Origin of the sequence: Agarilytica rhodophyticola (genome assembly GCF_002157225.2) — a bacterium.
Lineage (GTDB): Bacteria > Pseudomonadota > Gammaproteobacteria > Pseudomonadales > Cellvibrionaceae > Agarilytica > Agarilytica rhodophyticola.
Genome location: NZ_CP020038.1, coordinates 2551893 through 2570000, shown reverse-complemented (window position 1 = coordinate 2570000; position 18108 = coordinate 2551893). Strand labels below are relative to the sequence as shown.

The following is an 18108-nucleotide window of genomic DNA, read 5'->3' as shown; positions in this document are numbered from 1 at the left end:
GCATTTTTTATTTCTTAGCAAGCGCTATTTTGTTGTTTTTTATCAGGTTTTTTTGAAGCCAACCCATGACAAAAATTTCTTCAAAATAGACATTTTTTCTCACCCTTTAATGCAGGTTGTTAAAGTTTAGTTTAACTGAGAAATTTTACTAATTTTTCATCTTGGTTAGCGCTGCTAATCAAGAGGCGCGCATTATGCCGATGAGGCCCATGTAGGTCAACACATCTTTTTATAAAAATGTAAAAAAAAATTAATCTGGATGTTTCTCAAACTACATGGGTGTTTTTATTGCAACAATGACATCAATCCAAAGATGTTGCGCTCAAAATTGAGCCAATTAAATACTAGTTTTTTTAATCCCTATCGATACCAGCAGACTCTTCATCTTCATCTTGCTCTTGAGTTTCATGATCTCGTTTCAGTAGCCACCATAGCCACATTAATGGGCCTGACAAAGCATAGGTGAACGCCAAAGCAAAAAGTACGATGGGAGGATTTACAGTGACAGCAACAAAGACCATAAATGTAATGAGCATTGCGACAAAAGGAACACGTCGGTTTTTATCCAAGCCTTTGAAACTCTGGTATTTAAGATTCGATACCATCATCAAACCCACAAAAGCGGAAACCAGTGCAGCAAAGATAGAAATTTCTAACGTGAGTTCGAGTTCACTACCGAGCCATACACCAGAGGCCATTAAGGTTGCCGCAGGAGGACTAGCTAAGCCAATAAAATACTGACTTCCTGACATATCCGCTTGCGTATTGAAACGTGCGAGCCGAAGCGCAGCACATAGAGCAAACACGAACGCTGCGGCCATGCCAAACTTTCCTAATGGCTGTAACGCCCATGTGTAAATCACAATGGCGGGGGCTAAACCAAATGACACCATATCGGACAGGCTATCGAACTCAGTACCAAAGGCGCTCTGGGTATTCGTCATTCGAGCAACACGCCCGTCCATCCCGTCTAGAATTTGCGCACCAAATATCGCTAAAGCAGCATGAGCGAAATTCCCACCCATTGCCGAAACAATAGCAAAAAAACCACCAAATAAGGCACCTGCAGTAAAAAGGTTAGGTAGCAGAAATACCCCACTGCGTTTCACCCGCTGCCCATTTTCAGAGACTTCTTCTACATGTTCATCTACAGGGACAACGTCTGGTACAGCCATACTTAGCTCATCGCCATTATTGTTATCCTTGTTATTGCTTTGATCATTTTTCTCAGACATACACCTGTTTCCGTATTGCTAAAGGCCAGATAAAAAGAAATAAATTGGCTCAAGCGATTGTTTTTCTTGCGTTATAAAGAAATACATTCGATGTTGCAATATTACAAATCGTCAAAGACAGTTCAATGACGAATATAGGCCCATATTGCTACCCCTTTTTTATGGTGAGCCCATATAAAAAAATCGCGGCTATAGCCGCGATTTTTACTTCTTAAGCAGACATCGATCAGTTTTTAGACTTTTAGTTCTTAGACTTGTCGATAAGTTTATTGGCTTCAATCCACGGCATCATAGCTCTAAGCTTACTTCCTACCTGCTCAATGGGGTGTGCAGCGTTATTACGTCGCCAAGCTGTCATTGATGGGTAATTCGCTTGCCCCTCGAGAATGAATTTTTTCGCGTATTCACCATCTTGAATATCCTTCAATGCTTGACGCATGGCCTTGCGCGATTCTTCATTAATAACTCGAGGGCCAGTTACATATTCACCAAACTCCGCATTGTTAGATATGGAGTAGTTCATATTGGCAATACCGCCTTCATACATAAGATCCACAATAAGCTTTAGCTCATGCAAACACTCAAAATATGCCATTTCGGGCGCGTAGCCTGCTTCTGTGAGTGTTTCGAAACCCATTTTCACCAATTCAACGGCACCACCACATAACACTGCTTGTTCACCGAAGAGATCAGTTTCAGTTTCATCTTTAAATGAAGTTTCAATAATACCCGTGCGGCCGCCACCAATAGCGCTCGCATAGGAAAGAGCCAAAGCTTTGGCATTACCAGTAGCATCCTGATGAATGGCAACAAGATCAGGAATACCACCACCTTTCACATATTCTGAACGAACCGTATGACCCGGTGCTTTAGGGGCAATCATAATGACGTCTAAGTCTTCACGAGGAACAATTTGGTTATAGTGGATAGCAAAGCCGTGAGCAAAAGCTAAAGTAGCGCCCTGCTTTAAATTGGGCTCAATTTCATTCTTGTATAGTGATGATTGAAACTCATCTGGCGTAAGAACCATAACCAGATCAGCGTCGGCTACAGCTTCTGCAACACTCTTAACTGCAAGCCCTGCAGCGGTTGCCTTTTGTGCAGAAGAAGACTCAGGTCTTAGCGCAACAGTAACATCAACGCCTGAATCTTTAAGGTTATTGGCATGGGCATGCCCTTGAGAGCCATAGCCCACAACTGTGACTTTCTTGCCTTGAACAATGGAAAGGTCACAATCACTATCGTAATAAACTTGCATTTTAATTTCTCGTACTTGAAGGTTATAAATTTTTAACGTTATTTTTGTTCAGGGATGTTTTTAATGTACCAGAGCAATAAGTAAATTATAGGCTGAGTACTTTTTCCCCTCGCCCAATGCCGGATACACCTGAGCGAACAACTTCTATAATAGAAGGCTCACCAACGGTCTCAAAAAAAGCATCGAGCTTGTCACTTGTGCCGGTAATTTGAACGGTATATACCGACGGTGTTACGTCTACTATTTGGCCACGGAATATATCCACACAGCGTTTTATTTCAGCACGCTGCGCACCCGTCGCACGTACTTTAATCAGCATAAACTCACGTTCAATATGCGCGCCTTCGGTCAAATCTACTAGCTTAACAACATCAACCAAACGGTTGAGGTGTTTTGTGATCTGCTCAATTTTATGGTCATCACATTCCGTCGTTAGTGACAAACGCGACAGCGAAGGATCTTCTGTTGGCGCTACATTTAAAGATTCAATATTGTAGCCTCGCTGAGAAAACAAACCGACAACACGTGATAGAGCTCCAGGCTCATTTTCCATGAGTAATGATATTAGTCGCCGCTTCATGTTAAGTTCGCTCCGTTTTACTTAGCCACATGTCACGCATAGAGCCATTGGGTGGCGGCACTTGCATAGGATATACATGCTCACCTGGATCGACATAAATATCCATAAACACTGTTTTGTCCTTCATGGCAAAACACTCTTCCAGTTTTGCATGCAAATCTTCCCTTTTAGTGACTGTCATACCAACGTGACCATAAGCTTCCATTAACTTCACAAAATCGGGGAGCGATTCTTCATAGAGACTTTGTGAATGGCGACCTTCATACTGCATATCTTGCCATTGCCTTACCATACCCAAGGCCTGGTTATTAATGCAGATAATTTTTATCGGCAAGTTATATTGCGTACAAGTAGATAGCTCTTGAATACACATCTGAATGCTACCTTCACCGGTAATACAGACAACATTGCCATCTCGATTGGCTATTTGCACTCCCATCGCAGCAGGTAGACCAAACCCCATAGTGCCTAGACCACCGGAGTTTATCCAACGCCGCGGTTTATCAAACTGATAATATTGAGCTGCAAACATTTGGTGCTGACCAACATCAGAGCAAACAAAAGCGTCGCCACCGGTGACATCAAATACAGCTTTTACCACTTCTTGTGGTTTAATCATTCCTTCGCTGGAATAGTTGGGGTTCTGTAATATGCTATGGCGATCTCGCCATTCATTGATTTGTTTCCACCAGTCACTTAACGCCGCTTCATTGGGTTGAGATTTGCTACTCTTAACCAACTTCAACATTTCCTCTAGAACACTCTCAACAGCGCCTACAATAGGAATATCGGCCGTCACGGTCTTAGAGATAGAAGCGGGGTCAATATCGATGTGTATGATCTTAGCTGTAGGGCAGAACTTGCTAGGTGTACTGGTAACTCGATCATCAAAGCGAGCGCCCACAGCTAAAATGACATCCGCATGATGCATTGCCGTGTTAGCTTCAACCGTACCGTGCATGCCTAACATACCCAAGAACTGTTTATCTGTTCCCGGGTAGGCCCCAAGCCCCATTAGAGTGTTGGTGACAGGATGATTTAAGCGCTGGGCAAGCTCTTTTAAAAGATGGGAGCTATTACCCAAGATAACACCGCCACCGGCATAAATAACAGGTCTATGTGCATCTATTAACAACTGGACAGCTTTCTTGATTTGCCCTGTATGGCCTTTTGATGCCGGTGAATAGGATCGAATTTTCACCTCTCTAGGGTAGGCGTAGTCGAATTTATCCACCGGATTAGTAATATCTTTAGGGATATCGATAACCACAGGACCAGGCCGACCAGTGGAGGCGATATAAAAAGCTTTTTTTATAATGAGCGGAATATCGCGAGCATCTTTGACTAAAAAGCTATGTTTCACAATGGGACGGGAAATACCCACCATATCGGTTTCCTGGAAGGCATCTTCGCCGATTTTATCAGACACTACTTGCCCTGAAATTACCACCATGGGAATTGAGTCCATGTAAGCTGTGGCAATGCCAGTGATAGCGTTAGTCGCTCCAGGCCCAGATGTGACAAATACCACACCCGTTTTACCAGTGGATCGTGTATATCCATCAGCTGCATGAGTCGCAGCCTGCTCGTGTCGAACAAGAATATGTTCAACTTTTTTCTGCCGAAACAATGCGTCGTATATGTGCAGCACGGCGCCGCCGGGGTATCCGAAAACAACATCAACCCCCTCATCCGCAAGTGCGCGAATTAGCATATCTCCGCCGGAGAGTTTTTCCACCCGAATGTCCTCTATTTATTTTACGAATATGCTCAAATTAATTTTCAAATTCAAATAGTCTAACGCAACCAAAAACTTATCGCATTTTTGGCTATTCACGTATGTTTATACTTGCAATAGGATTTATACCCGGAATATAGGCGAATGGGATGTATAGCCACCGGAGAGGCGAATAGATAAACGCCCAAGCGATCATAAATTATCAGGTAAGGATTGCTTAACCTGAACAGAGTTATTGCTTAGGATTGCTAGCGTTCTCTATATATTCATACCGCGAAGGTGCAATTCTCTCTAAATTCGCGCTAAAGTCAAGGATCGATGATTATTTGCCCAAAATATAAATAATCTCTGGCTAATATTAGATAGATTTGTGCTGTATATAAAGGTTGGGAATTACTTTTATAATATACTTTGCAAGGTTAGGGTTGAAAAGTTTATATATCGCACTTAAAGACAATAATTCAGAGGTACATGATGCTTAATTTAAAGAACCATATCTGGACAGTTTGCGCTGCAATTTTGTGTAGTTTAATTGTATATTCTACGCCAAGTATTGCTGACGATTACTACCGTTGGGTCGATAGTCAAGGTGTGGTGCATTATGGATCAAGACCCCCAAAAGGAGTTAAAGCAGAGAAAATCAAAGCTTATGGTGGCACAGCGGCGGCGCCAAAAACAACATCGAGCAATAACACACCATCTCAAGGGAAGAAAACTCTCAGCAAGCAGGAGAAACAGGAGAGACAGCAACTCATTGCTCAAAGGCAAGAGGTATGTAAACAAGAAAGGGATCGTCTGCGCACTTTGCAAACACCAGGAAGGCGCATACGAATGGAACAGGACGATGGTTCAACACGCTTCCTGACGCCACAAGAAGTGGCGGATCAGGTGTCAGAATCTCAAGAGTTTCTCAGCCAGTCTTGTCAATAAAGAGAGTTTTTTAAGCGCCTAACTCCACTTTATGGGCCAAGGCGCTTTTATCCTTCAATAATCCACCTAAAAAACCTTAACTCAAATTGCCCCACTTCTGGCGAACCTTTCTATGCAAGTCACTACCTACTGGCTAAAGCCTACGTAAGAAATCCAGCCAAGGGTGAAGATAAATATGTTTCATTTCCCAGGAGTATCCAACAGTCCAACGACACGACATACAGCACCAGAGCAAAATTCAATAAATACCAATTATCAAACATTGGAAGCTATGTTAGAAGGCGCTAGAGCTGAACCGCCACTATTTGATCATAGCAATATTCATAGTTTATTGGAAGACGAGAGCTTCCATAGGCAAGACCTACCATTTGTACCGATGGATGCAGATTGGGGGATTGAAAACACCAATGCTACTTACCGGTTAAATAGCCTACCTGGCCAGCTACATAATCCCAATATTCAGCAGCACAGTGTGGGTGAACAGACAATACCCTCTAACTTTTACGAACCATTTCCCGCTCCCAATCAACACTTAAATCACAATAATCTTCAGATAAATCCGTCATTATTCGCAGCTCATGATCCGCGTTTTTCTGCGCAGCAAGTATTGCATTCATCTTTGCAACCGGAAGAAGTGCCAGCCCATATACATGACATGGCACAACACATATTGAGTTCAACATTTAAGCCTGAGGATAAAGCATTATTTGAAAGTTTATTTGGACAGAAGTTTATGCCTGCTATTACCAATAAACATATTGAAGATAATCCTAACGATGTAGCGACAGCTCAAGCTAAAGCAGCTCATGAGGCACTTTTTTATTTTGATCGTATTGGAGAGGAAAATAGAGAAATAATGAAACAATCAATGAGAACGCTTAAGTAAAGCATCTATAAAGTAACACGTGAAGTTTTAATGAGAATTAACGCATTATATGTGAGCGGTGGGTATATTGAGAGCAAATGTCTTATTCACTCTCAATAGCCTATTGCGGCACTCACCAAAGATTAAGATTTAAGAGAAAAAATAGCTCTATCCCCTGATATATCGGCATAAATTGTATCACCAGGAGAAAACTTGCCTGCTAACACATGCTGAGCCAGGGGGTTTTCAATGGATTGTTGAATCTCACGTTTTAGGGGCCGTGCACCGTAAACGGGGTCAAAACCTGCTTCAGCAAGGCGATCCATCAGCTCATCACTGACATATAATTTAAGTTCCTTTTCGGCCAAGCGGCGACGTAATATATCCAATTGGATGGTAGCAATACCGCGAATTTGGCTGGGTTCGAGCGGATGAAATACCACGACTTCGTCAATACGGTTAATAAACTCAGGCCTGAAATGTCCCGACACGACTTCCATCACCGCATGTTTCATTGCCTCATAACGATTCTCATTGACCTCGTCTGCACTCGAATCACCATCGAAGCTAATGCTATCAAACGCCTTATTTTGGGCGATATCTTGAATAGCGCCCGAGCCTAGGTTAGATGTCATCACCACTACCGTATTACTCAGGTCAACGGTTCGCCCCTGACCATCAGTCAACCGGCCATCCTCAAGCACTTGTAAAAGAATGTTGAAAACATCCGGATGAGCTTTTTCAATTTCATCCAGCAGGAGCAAAGTATAGGGCCTCCTGCGCACGGCTTCAGTGAGATATCCCCCCTCTTCGTAGCCGACATAACCCGGTGGAGCTCCGATCAATCGAGCGACGGAATGTTTTTCCATAAACTCCGACATATCAATGCGAACCATGGCATCTTGGCTATCAAATAAAAACTCCGATAACGCTTTACATAATTCTGTTTTACCCACACCAGTAGGCCCTAAAAACAAAAATGAGCCATTGGGACGATTAGGATCAGACAAGCCGGCACGAGCACGACGCACAGCGTTAGATACCGCCGTCACGGCTTCTTTTTGGCCAATAACTCTTGCATGCAAGGCTTCTTCCATGCGAATAAGCTTGCCACGCTCGCCTTCAAGCATCTTAGCCACAGGGATGCCTGTCCACTTAGACACTACTTCAGCGATCTCTTCGTCAGTGACCTTATTACGTAGCAGCTTCATTTCGTGCATTTCAGCTTGACTGGCAAGATCTAGCTGTTTTTCTAATTCGGGAATAATGCCATATTGCAACTCAGACATTCGACCAAGATCTCCTGCTCTGCGCGCGGAATCGAGGTCGAGCCTAGCCTTCTCAAGTTTGGTCTTAATTTCCTGGGAACCTTGTAGCGCAAATTTCTCCGCCCGCCAGATTTCATCAAGGTTACTGTACTCTCTACCAATACGATTAATGTGCTGATTAATTTTATCAAGCCTTACCTTAGAAGCTTCATCGGTATCTTTTTTCACCGCTTCACGTTCGATTTTTAGCTGAATTAAACGACGTTCCAGGCGATCCATTTCCTCTGGTTTCGAGTCAATTTCCATCCGTATACGACTACCCGCCTCGTCAATCAAGTCGATCGCCTTGTCGGGCAATTGCCGGTCGGTAATATAACGCTGCGAGAGCTTGGCCGCAGCAATAATGGCTGCATCGGAAATATCCACGCCATGATGCACCTCGTAACGCTCTTTTAGGCCTCGCAAAATAGCAATGGTGTCTTCTTCATTTGGCTCATCGACTTGTACTTTTTGAAAACGACGTTCTAAGGCCGCATCCTTTTCAATATACAAACGATACTCATCGAGAGTAGTGGCTCCAACACAATGTAGCTCACCTCTGGCCAAAGCAGGCTTAAGCATATTACCTGCGTCCATAGCACCCTCTGCTTTGCCTGCACCAACCATAGTATGAAGTTCGTCAACGAAGAGGATAACTCGACCATCTTCTTTGGCTAACTCTTTTAGCACCGATTTTAAGCGTTCCTCAAACTCACCGCGAAATTTGGCACCCGCAAGTAAAGAGCCTAAATCTAAAGATAAAAGCCGCTTCCGCTTTAAACCCTCGGGCACTTCTCCATTAACAATGCGCTGGGCCAAACCTTCTACAATGGCGGTTTTACCTACACCTGGCTCGCCAATTAGTACAGGATTATTCTTAGTGCGACGTTGCAACACCTGTATCGTGCGACGGATCTCGTCATCGCGCCCAATAACAGGATCAAGCTTACCGGCCTCGGCTCTCGCAGTGAGATCTACCGTATATTTTTCCAAGGCCTGACGATTGCCTTCAGCTTCAGGGTCATCAACAGTCTCACCGCCACGAACATTATCAACAGCAAGTTTTAGTTGTTCAAAAGTGCCGTATTTAGATAGAAGTTTGCCAAGGGCTAGGTTCTTATCCTTTAAAGCGACTAGTAACACAGATTCACTTGAGATGAACTTATCACCACCGTCCTGAGCAAATTTATCCGCTAAGTTAAGTAGACGACCTGTTTCCTGTGACATATGGACGTCACCGGTAGGGTTTTGAATTTTAGGTAAGGCCTCCAACTGCTTAGTTAGCTCATTCCTTAGGCCGGCAACATCAAAACCCGCTTTGACAATCAAGGGGCGCACTGTGCCACCACTCTGATCAAGCATTGCTTGTAGCAGATGTATTGGCTCCAGACTAGTGTGATCGCGTCCGACAGCAATAGATTGTGCATCGGAAAGAGCTATCTGCAATTGGTTAGTAAGGCGATCTATTCGCATAATGTCAGTTATCCAAAGGTTGTATTACACAGAGCCTGTTAGTAGGCATTAAAAAAGATTGGGCTAGAGACCTAAAAAACAAGTATATAAAACTTAAGCGAAATCAAAATCTCGACATTTTTTTACAAAGCTGTTGCATAAAATGCCAATTTATATTGTCATAACCTAAGACAAACTGAAATCATACGAAGGGGATCTCATCATGCGGCTTAATCATTATCTACGCCCGCTAAGTCTTGCATTCTTAGCCTTCATCAGCACATCGACCTATGCGATGCAAGCTCCTCAACAAGAGATTGCTAGCGATAATACACTTAACGAAGTTAAAAGTAGCTTTTTTGACGAGTTTTTACTGTCAGAACAAGTTAAGCTCTCTGGCTATACAAAAGTTTATATTCAACAGCCAAGTGTCGAATTTGATAAGCGTTGGTTACGTGAGCATCGCACTAAGGTTAGCCGGAACTACAAAAAAAATATCACAGAGCGCTATGGGAAATTGCTCAGAGAGCAGATACAGAAAGCATTCGAAGAACAAGGCAATTACACATTCGTCGATCAAATACCCACCACAGATGACGTCCTAATTGTATCGGCTAATATTTCCAAGCTTGATATCCATGGGCCAGACTATAACGGCTTTGTTCGACAATTCGTCATAAGAGCCGGCGACGCCACCTTGGATGTCACATTAAGCTCAAAAGATGGCAAGTCGCTGGCAAAATTCAAAGACCATAGACAAACCTTTGAAAGAGGTTTTTTACTTCGCCCGGAGCTTACTACACGAGGCTTAAATCAGCGGGATTTCCGTCTTTTGATGGCTAAGTGGTCTAAGAACATGGTTGAACATATCGCGATGAATTAGCTTTTTCTATTCATACAAATAAGCTAAATTCCCGAAAGCAAGCCCTGTTTGGCTTGCTTTTTTGTTTACTCTTGAATCCAGATTAAGCTGGCCATACGCCCACAACTGCCGTCTCGGCGGTAGGAATAAAATTTTTCTGCCTCATTGTACGTGCAGCTATCACCACCATATACCGCTGGGACGCCAAGTCCTGCTAACTCTGAACGTGCTAGCCCGTATAAATCTGCGTAAAACTTGTTTTGCTCTTTCGCGGCAGCAAAAAAGTTGCTCACTGGTGTGGCAAAAGCACGTGTTTGTGCAGCCGCTTGAAAAGCCTCAAAAACATCTTTACCCACTTCGAAATTTCTTTGTGAGATAGCAGGCCCCAAGTAGGCCATTAATTCATCCGCTGCCACGTTTGCCTTGGCTAGTGTTCTCTCGATGATGCCAGCGGCTAACCCGCGCCAACCACAGTGAAGTGCCGCCACCCAATCTCCTTTATTTGAACACAGCAAAATGGGCAGACAATCTGCAGTCAACACGGCGCACACAGAACCCAGCACTGAACTGTAGACACCATCGGCAACGATAGGCTCAGTATTTGGTTCATTCTTGACCAACTCAATCACATCTGTGCCATGAATCTGCTGCAGCCATTGTATTTTTTTCCCCACAACCTGGTAAAGCTGCTGGCGATTGCGAGTGATGTGTTCTGGCTTATCCCCCACATGAGCAGCTAAGTTAAAACTATCATATTGGCCTTCACTAACGCCGCCCGCACGTATCGTGATCAGTGCTCGAATATTTGCAGGTATAGGCCATTGAGGCACCATGATTTCTGGATTCATATAGTTAACGATAATGCTGGTTCAGGTAGGCCAAAATAGCGGAAAAGTCTTCAGGTAGTTCACTTTGCCACTCACAGTAAAGCCCAGTATCCGGATGGATTAACCCTAGTTTTATGGCATGTAACGCCTGCCTTGGAAAGGCCGATAAATAATGTAAATGTTGATCTTTATTCAGCTGTTGGGCAGTAAACCCTTTGTTATAAACGGTGTCGCCAAGAAGTGCATGTCCAAGATAAGCCATATGCACCCGAATTTGGTGGGTTCTGCCAGTTTCAAGCTTAAGCGATAGATAAGAAAAGCCCTCAAAACTCTCCAGGCGCTCAAAATGTGTAATAGCTGGTTTACCGCCACTATCGACGGTGGCCATCTTGGTTCTATGTGCAGGATGACGGCCAATAGCCTTGTCAACGACACCCTTCGGCTCACATATTCCCATGGCAATAGCACGGTACTCACGAGTGACAGTACGCGCCTGTAGTTGACTCACCAAAGCGTTCTGCGCTTCCAGGGTACGAGCAACCACCATCAACCCTGAGGTATCTTTATCTAGGCGATGCACGATGCCGGCCCGCGGTACCGCCTCCAGTTCAGGAAAGCGAAACAGTAAACCGTTCAATAGGGTTCCGTCCCAATTTCCCGAAGCGGGATGGACAACAAGATCCGAGGGCTTGTTAACCACTATAATAGAAGTATCTTCATATACCACATTTATAGGGATATCTTGTGCTTGCCACTCTCCTTCCGGAACCAAGGTGGCCTCTAAGACTAGATGCTCATTACCTGCAAGTTTTGTTTTTGGCTTAGCTTTGCGGCCATCGATGGTTAGCTCGCCACTTTTGATCCAGCTTTGTATGCGCGCGCGTGAAAAGCCGGGGAACAAACTCGCTGCGACCTGATCAAAACGACTACCAGAATGTTGTGCAGACACTATGGCGACTTGAGATACTTGAGATGTCATTGTATTTATGAGTAAGGCTAATTAAACTGTCGCCTTTTTGGCCGACTGGCGAACTACCACTTGCATAATTATCATGGCCATGTACAAAATTATCATAGCTAGGTGATAGTCGCCAGAAATATTGGAGTCAACGTCGGATAATATGCGGATAATTAATAAATTAGTTGTTATAAATTTTTGTTTCCTTTTTTGTTTTCTTATCGCTGCTTGCAGCAGCAACGATGACAAGGATCAGGTCAGTACTGAACAGGCAATTTACGAAAATGCACAAAAGTTGCTACGTAATCGTAACTGGTCGGCAGCGGTTGAGACCCTGCAGCTGCTAGAAGAAAACTTCCCCTTCGGGGCCTACGCTGAACAAGCCCAGTTAGAGTTAATTTATGCGCACTTTCGCAGTAATGATCATGACTTAGCCATTGCAGCAGCCGAGCGTTTTATCCGTTTGCACCCTCAGCATCGCAGCGTTGATTACGCCTATTATATGAGAGGCGCGGCTAGTTTTTATAACGAAACCCCCTTTACCACCGCTCTCATTTCAGATGTTTCCACACGGGACTCAGGCTCAGCTAGAGAATCTTTTAATTATTTTTCTCAGCTACTGTCTCGCTACCCCAAAAGTGTTTATGTACTCGATGCTCGTCAACGAATGATTTATCTGCGCAATGTACTAGCGCGCCAAGAAATTCATGTGGCTAACTACTATTTTCGACGAGGCGCTTTTGTTGCGGCAGCCAATCGAGGTAAGTTCGTAGTGGAAAATATGCAGCAAACTCCTGCAGTACCTGATGGTTTAGCCGTTATGGCGCAGGCCTACCACTTGCTTGGTATGCAAGATTTAGCAGATGATTCCGCTAAAGTTCTGGCAGATAATTACCCACAACATCCCGCCTTGGATGAAAATGGCAATTTTAATTACCGTTATAAAATCCAACCTAAGCGCTCATGGCTAAGTTATTTAACCTTTGGCTTACTAGATAAGAGACAATTTGTAAAATTTGACTCGCGAGACGTCTTTAATCCCAAGTTTGATGAAGCGTTAAATCCTGACAATGCTGCGAAACCGCCTCGCAGCAGTATTTAAACGCTTGTGTGTGGTGAAGTTCAGCTCGGACAAAATATTCACCACACACGATTGATAAATTTAGCTCCCAATATGCCAGCCATTGGTTATCGGATAACGACGGTCGCGTCCGAAGGCTCTCTCACTCATCCTAATGCCAATCGGTGCCTGTCTTCGCTTATATTCATTCAAATCAACTAAACGAATAACTTGTCTGACGTCTTCTGCATCAAAACCCTGCTCGACAATTTGATCATAGCTGCAGTCTTTTTCAATATATAGCTCCAGTATCTGATCAAGAATATCGTAAGCCGGAAGAGAATCTTCATCTTTCTGATCTGGCGCCAACTCGGCTGAAGGGGGTCGAGTGATAACGCTTTCTGGGATAACATACTCGATTGTATTGCGGTAGCGGGCCAACTTAAACACCATAGTTTTAGGCACATCTTTGAGCACATCTAAGCCGCCGGCCATATCCCCATAGAGCGTTGCATAACCCACTGCCATCTCGCTCTTATTGCCGGTAGTTAACACGAGATATCCCAATTTATTCGACAAAGCCATCAATAACACGCCACGGGTTCTAGCTTGCAGGTTCTCCTCAGTTTTATCCTTTTGTGTATTTTCGAATGCCTCTTCTAAACTGGCAGTGAATGCAGAATACATGGGTTCAATTCCGATAGATCGGTACTTAACGCCTAATAAGTCTGCTTCCTCTTTGGCATCGTTAATACTCATATCCGAGGTATAACGAAACGGCATCATCACCGCTTCAACGCGTTCTGGGCCTATAGCATCGCACGCAATAGCCAATGTGAGGGCCGAATCAATGCCGCCAGAAAGCCCCAAAACAACCCCTTTGAAGCGGTTTTTATTGACATAATCTCTAACACCTAACACCAGTGCGCGATAAGCAATGCTCAGTTCATCTCCCAGCTCGCATACGGCCCCCAGAGAAACCGAACTCAACTTGCGCGAGCTATGATCGTATTGTGCTACCACCAAAGACTCTTCAAACATTGGACAGCGCACTACCAGCTCGCCATCAGGATTAAAAGCAACTGAGCCACCGTCAAAGACTAACTCGTCTTGTCCTCCCACCCAGTTAACAAATACAATTGGTAGGGACACCTCTTGTGCACGATCACGAACCAAACGCTCGCGATATTGCTGCTTATTTAAGTGAAATGGTGAGGCGCTGATATTTAGTAACAAATCAACGCCTGCTGTTTTGGACTGCGTTATTGGACTGCCGTCCCATATATCCTCGCAAACAGTCAGACCGATTTTAATACCGTTAACGCTAAAACTGCTTGCTGTAGAGCCTTCAGAAAAATACCTCTTTTCATCGAAGACTTGATAATTGGGCAAACATTGTTTTATATACTCGCACACCACTTGCCCTTCAAATACAACACCTGCCACGTTGTAGAGCTTGCCTTCAACACGTTTTGGGTATCCAATAACGGTGTAGACACTTAAATTTGCATCACATATAGAATTTAGGGCCGCATCAATACGATCATCAAGGCTCGGACGCAGAAGTAGATCTTCTGGAGGATATCCGGTAAGTGTCAATTCAGGAAAAACAATGACATCGGCACAAAGACGCTCTTGCGCATTCTTTACAGTTGCAATAACTTTTTCCGTATTTCCAACAATATCACCCACCAAGGCATTTATTTGCGCCATGGCTATATTCAACTTCGACATAAATTTCTTATACTCCAATAACATGCCAATGCTTATCACGCGTCGGAAAGTTTCAAACAGTTATACTTAGACACTGGCTTAGCTCATCTTACTGAGAAACTCTCGTCATCATGTCAATAAAACAAGTATGGCTAAAGCATGACTCTCGATTAGCCATCGATATTCAATAGGCACCATTTTCTTCTATGTGCACTGAAAGCGCAAAAGTATTTAAAAGGCTCATTATACGTGGATACCAATCAAGATATTTATAACTTCCGCACCTTGCGAGTTTACCTGTTTTATCGGCTTATTCTCGCTGTTTTACTCTACATTATGTATGTATCGCAGCCAACTAGCAGTGCCTTAGGTAACAGTGATCCCGAGCTTTTCCGGTGGGTAAGTGTGGGATATATGATGATAACGTCCCTATCCATGGTGCTGTTGTTTGATCGAAGTTCATTCCAATCTAATTACAAAGTGAGCGTGCTGCTCATCACGGATATCGTTGTACTTTTGATACTAATTCATGCAAGTGGCGGTATCACCAACGGCTTGGGATATTTACTGGTAATCACTGCCGCTATTGCTAGTATGTTTTTACCAGGACAACTGGCTCTCGCCTTTGCAGCTGTAACCTCTTTATTAATTATTGGAGAAACACTTTATAGTACCAAAAGTAACAACATAGTAGGGGCAATGTTTAGTGCTGGAACACTAGGTTTTTTGGTTTTTATTACCAGCATCAGTTTTCAATATTTGACCGATAAAATTCGCACAAGCACCAAAGAAGCCGCCGAAAAAACTGAGTATGCATCACAGCTGGTACAATTAGCACAGCATATTGTAGCGAGGATGAGAACTGGCATCGCCGTACTGGATGAACACAACAAGATTGAATTAATTAACGACTCAGCGAGACAGTTGTTAGACCTGCCGCGAGGGCAATCTTACCTGGGCACAGATATTTCCAATATCGGTAACCTGGAACAGCTAGTCAACAACTGGCGGAGTAATCCTATAACCGGCATGTCGGAGGTGGACACGATTAATTCTCGCCGGGAAATACGAATAAATTTTGCTTCTCTCGACACCACTAACCGACATAAGACCATTCTCTATCTGGAGGACTACCGTTTTTTAATTCAGCAAGCACAGCAACTTAAACTCGCATCTTTAGGCCGTCTGACAGCGAGCATTGCTCATGAGGTCCGCAATCCACTGGGCGCTATCTCCCATGCTGCACAGCTGTTATCCGAATCTCAATATCTCGATCCCAGTGATGTTCGATTTACTGAAATTATTCTCCAACATTCCGTTAGAATGAATCAGATAATTGAAAACACCATGGCACTATCAAAGCGAAAAGAGCCTAAGGCTGAACTGATAGATTTATGTGACTGGATACCGATTTTTATCAAAGAATATTCAGATACCAAAAATTGTGAAATTACATATCACTCGGATAGTCAGCAACCTCGAGTAAAAATGGATCCCTCTCACCTAAGACAAATTTTAACCAACTTGTTTGACAACGGTTTGCGTTATAGTATGGAGGCTACAAATGTCGCCTCTATAACCGTCACATCGGGGCTTAGCATCAATGACGACACAACCTTTATTGATGTTGTGGACAATGGAGTTGGAGTTTCAAAAGACCACATACAAAGTATTTTTGAGCCGTTTTTTACTACGGCTGAACACGGTACAGGCTTGGGTTTATACCTTTCTCGCGAGCTTTGTGAAATTAATCAAGCTTCGCTGAGCTATTTAAAAACAGACGATAACAAGAGTTGCTTTAAAATTAACTTTCCTCACCATCAACGCATGATATAAGTATGACAACACGAGCATTAATTATTGATGACGAACCAGACATCCGCGAACTTCTATCTATCACTCTAAATCGCATGGATATTTCAACAGAAGTGGCGGCTAATGTCTCGCAGGCAAAAAAATTGCTAGAGAGCAAAACATTTAATTTGTGTCTGACCGACATGAGACTGCCCGATGGCAGTGGTCTTGAAATAGTACAACATGTACAAAAGAATATCCCTGAATTACCTATTGCCGTCATCACGGCACACGGCAACATGGATACCGCTGTTCAAGCAATGAAGTCCGGCGCCTTTGACTTTGTCAACAAGCCCATTGATGTCAACGCTCTACGTCACCTAGTTAACACGGCCATTACCTCAAACCAGCTCACCGATAGTGAACAATACGACGATCAAATCATCGGTGATTCACCGAGTATTCAAGCGTTAAAAGTGTCGATTAGAAAACTCGCTCGGTCACAAGCACCTATATATATCAGTGGTGAGTCTGGCAGTGGTAAAGAACTAGTGGCAAGATCCATTCACAATCAAGGGCCAAGAGCAAAAAAACCTTTCGTTCCTGTAAACTGTGGGGCGATTCCAAAAGAGCTTATGGAAAGTGAGTTTTTTGGCCATAAGAAAGGATCTTTCACTGGTGCAACTCAAGACAAACTAGGCTTGTTTCAAGCAGCAGAAGGTGGCACTCTATTTTTAGATGAAGTGGCAGATTTACCGTTAGATATGCAGGTAAAGTTGCTACGAGCAATTCAAGAAAAAGCGATCCGACCTGTCGGTGCACATGGAGAAATTATCACTGATGTAAGAATTTTATGTGCAACACATAAGAACTTACAACGCTTAGTAGAGGCAGATGAGTTTCGCCAAGACTTATTTTACCGTCTAAATGTGATTCAGTTAAACGTTCCTAGCTTGAGAGATCGTGGTGAAGATATCCCTGCCCTAGCCCAGTACTTTTTGCAACGTATTGATGGTGGTAATAGTCAACCACAAACAACGCTATCCAAAGGTGCCCTAGCAGAACTCATGCGCTATTCGTTTCCAGGAAATATTCGCGAGTTGGAAAATATTCTTGAACGAGCTTACACCCTCTGTGACAACTCTACTATTGAAGTTGGCGACCTACTTTTATCGGCATCACAAAAGATTAGCCAGAAGGATAATCAACCTCTTAACTATTATAACAACTGTTTAAAATACCCATCGATCGATGAGTACCTGGCTGAGGTTGAGAAAGAGATTTTATCAGACGCCCTTGAGCATGTTCGTTGGAATAAAACACTTGCAGCAAAAAAATTAGGGATAAGCTTTAGGTCTTTTCGCTATCGCTTATCCAAGCTGGGATTGGCCGATGATACCGATACAGAGTAATCAAAAGAGTTCAGAATTTCTTCAATGTAATTAGACTCTTGTAATTGGTTCTGGATTGTCATTTGTAGGAAAAAGCTTACACGGGACATAGCTTGAGGCAGGTGGCGCAAAAATAAA

The 18108-nt window shown here is 43.5% G+C and carries 14 protein-coding genes; 6 read left to right on the top strand and 8 right to left on the bottom strand.

The features are described 5' to 3' along the window. Positions 1-353: 353 nt before the first annotated feature. From pssA to BVC89_RS10800, 4 genes are all read right to left on the bottom strand, one after another. Positions 354-1175: a CDP-diacylglycerol--serine O-phosphatidyltransferase gene (gene pssA / locus BVC89_RS10815; RefSeq protein ID WP_245929419.1), complete on the bottom strand. Its 822-nt coding sequence runs from the start codon at positions 1173-1175 to the stop codon at positions 354-356. A gap of 301 nt (positions 1176-1476) precedes the next feature. Continuing rightward, on the bottom strand, positions 1477-2493 hold the full coding sequence (ilvC, locus tag BVC89_RS10810; protein WP_086931206.1) for a ketol-acid reductoisomerase: 1017 nt from the start codon (positions 2491-2493) through the stop codon (positions 1477-1479). Positions 2494-2578: 85 nt separating this feature from the next. Then, complete coding sequence (gene ilvN / locus BVC89_RS10805; RefSeq protein WP_086931205.1) at positions 2579-3073, bottom strand: acetolactate synthase small subunit; 495 nt, start codon at positions 3071-3073, stop codon at positions 2579-2581. 1 nt (position 3074) lies between these two features. Then, positions 3075-4811 (bottom strand): acetolactate synthase 3 large subunit, encoded by a 1737-nt coding sequence (locus BVC89_RS10800; RefSeq protein WP_086931204.1) that lies wholly within the window; start codon positions 4809-4811, stop codon positions 3075-3077. A 471-nt stretch (positions 4812-5282) separates the two neighbouring features. Between BVC89_RS10800 and BVC89_RS10795 the strand changes: the two genes are divergently transcribed. Continuing rightward, positions 5283-5741: a DUF4124 domain-containing protein gene (locus BVC89_RS10795; protein ID WP_086931203.1), complete on the top strand. Its 459-nt coding sequence runs from the start codon at positions 5283-5285 to the stop codon at positions 5739-5741. A 175-nt stretch (positions 5742-5916) separates the two neighbouring features. Continuing rightward, a complete protein-coding gene (locus BVC89_RS10790) occupies positions 5917-6627 on the top strand; it encodes a hypothetical protein (RefSeq protein ID WP_086931202.1) in 711 nt (236 codons plus the stop codon). 122 nt (positions 6628-6749) lie between these two features. On the opposite strand, the gene clpB is transcribed toward BVC89_RS10790, so the two are convergent. Beyond that, entirely contained in the window at positions 6750-9386 is a 2637-nt protein-coding gene (clpB, locus tag BVC89_RS10785) for an ATP-dependent chaperone ClpB (RefSeq protein WP_086931201.1), read from the bottom strand. A 202-nt stretch (positions 9387-9588) separates the two neighbouring features. Here clpB and BVC89_RS10780 point away from each other — a divergent pair, with 202 nt between their 5' ends. Further along, entirely contained in the window at positions 9589-10248 is a 660-nt protein-coding gene (locus BVC89_RS10780) for a hypothetical protein (protein WP_086931200.1), read from the top strand. A 65-nt stretch (positions 10249-10313) separates the two neighbouring features. On the opposite strand, the gene pgeF is transcribed toward BVC89_RS10780, so the two are convergent. Next, complete coding sequence (pgeF, locus tag BVC89_RS10775; RefSeq protein ID WP_086931199.1) at positions 10314-11075, bottom strand: peptidoglycan editing factor PgeF; 762 nt, start codon at positions 11073-11075, stop codon at positions 10314-10316. A gap of 4 nt (positions 11076-11079) precedes the next feature. Beyond that, complete coding sequence (gene rluD, locus BVC89_RS10770) at positions 11080-12033, bottom strand: 23S rRNA pseudouridine(1911/1915/1917) synthase RluD (protein WP_086931198.1); 954 nt, start codon at positions 12031-12033, stop codon at positions 11080-11082. Positions 12034-12175: 142 nt separating this feature from the next. Between rluD and BVC89_RS10765 the strand changes: the two genes are divergently transcribed. Continuing rightward, positions 12176-13114 (top strand): outer membrane protein assembly factor BamD, encoded by a 939-nt coding sequence (locus BVC89_RS10765; protein ID WP_086931197.1) that lies wholly within the window; start codon positions 12176-12178, stop codon positions 13112-13114. 60 nt (positions 13115-13174) lie between these two features. Here BVC89_RS10765 and BVC89_RS10760 read toward each other — a convergent pair whose 3' ends face one another. After that, positions 13175-14806, bottom strand: coding sequence for an NAD+ synthase (locus BVC89_RS10760; RefSeq protein WP_086931196.1), 1632 nt, complete (start codon positions 14804-14806; stop codon positions 13175-13177). 228 nt (positions 14807-15034) lie between these two features. On the opposite strand from BVC89_RS10760, the gene BVC89_RS10755 reads away from it, so the two are divergent. Both BVC89_RS10755 and BVC89_RS10750 read left to right on the top strand, forming a co-directional pair. Then, a complete protein-coding gene (locus BVC89_RS10755; RefSeq protein ID WP_245929374.1) occupies positions 15035-16621 on the top strand; it encodes a sensor histidine kinase in 1587 nt (528 codons plus the stop codon). A 2-nt stretch (positions 16622-16623) separates the two neighbouring features. After that, on the top strand, positions 16624-17991 hold the full coding sequence (locus BVC89_RS10750; RefSeq protein ID WP_086931195.1) for a sigma-54-dependent transcriptional regulator: 1368 nt from the start codon (positions 16624-16626) through the stop codon (positions 17989-17991). Positions 17992-18108: the final 117 nt, after the last annotated feature.

What these genes read in the sequence shown, in the direction of transcription:
- rluD (WP_086931198.1), bottom strand. Translation starts at nt 12,033, where the DNA reads ATGACATCTCAAGTATCTCAAGTCGCCATAGTGTCTGCACAACATTCT.
- pssA (WP_245929419.1), bottom strand. Translation starts at nt 1,175, where the DNA reads ATGGCTGTACCAGACGTTGTCCCTGTAGATGAACATGTAGAAGAAGTC.
- BVC89_RS10795 (WP_086931203.1), top strand. Translation starts at nt 5,283, where the DNA reads ATGATGCTTAATTTAAAGAACCATATCTGGACAGTTTGCGCTGCAATT.
- BVC89_RS10765 (WP_086931197.1), top strand. Translation starts at nt 12,176, where the DNA reads ATGCGGATAATTAATAAATTAGTTGTTATAAATTTTTGTTTCCTTTTT.
- BVC89_RS10760 (WP_086931196.1), bottom strand. Translation starts at nt 14,806, where the DNA reads ATGTCGAAGTTGAATATAGCCATGGCGCAAATAAATGCCTTGGTGGGT.
- clpB (WP_086931201.1), bottom strand. Translation starts at nt 9,386, where the DNA reads ATGCGAATAGATCGCCTTACTAACCAATTGCAGATAGCTCTTTCCGAT.
- BVC89_RS10780 (WP_086931200.1), top strand. Translation starts at nt 9,589, where the DNA reads ATGCGGCTTAATCATTATCTACGCCCGCTAAGTCTTGCATTCTTAGCC.
- BVC89_RS10750 (WP_086931195.1), top strand. Translation starts at nt 16,624, where the DNA reads ATGACAACACGAGCATTAATTATTGATGACGAACCAGACATCCGCGAA.
- pgeF (WP_086931199.1), bottom strand. Translation starts at nt 11,075, where the DNA reads ATGAATCCAGAAATCATGGTGCCTCAATGGCCTATACCTGCAAATATT.
- BVC89_RS10790 (WP_086931202.1), top strand. Translation starts at nt 5,917, where the DNA reads ATGTTTCATTTCCCAGGAGTATCCAACAGTCCAACGACACGACATACA.
- ilvN (WP_086931205.1), bottom strand. Translation starts at nt 3,073, where the DNA reads ATGAAGCGGCGACTAATATCATTACTCATGGAAAATGAGCCTGGAGCT.
- ilvC (WP_086931206.1), bottom strand. Translation starts at nt 2,493, where the DNA reads ATGCAAGTTTATTACGATAGTGATTGTGACCTTTCCATTGTTCAAGGC.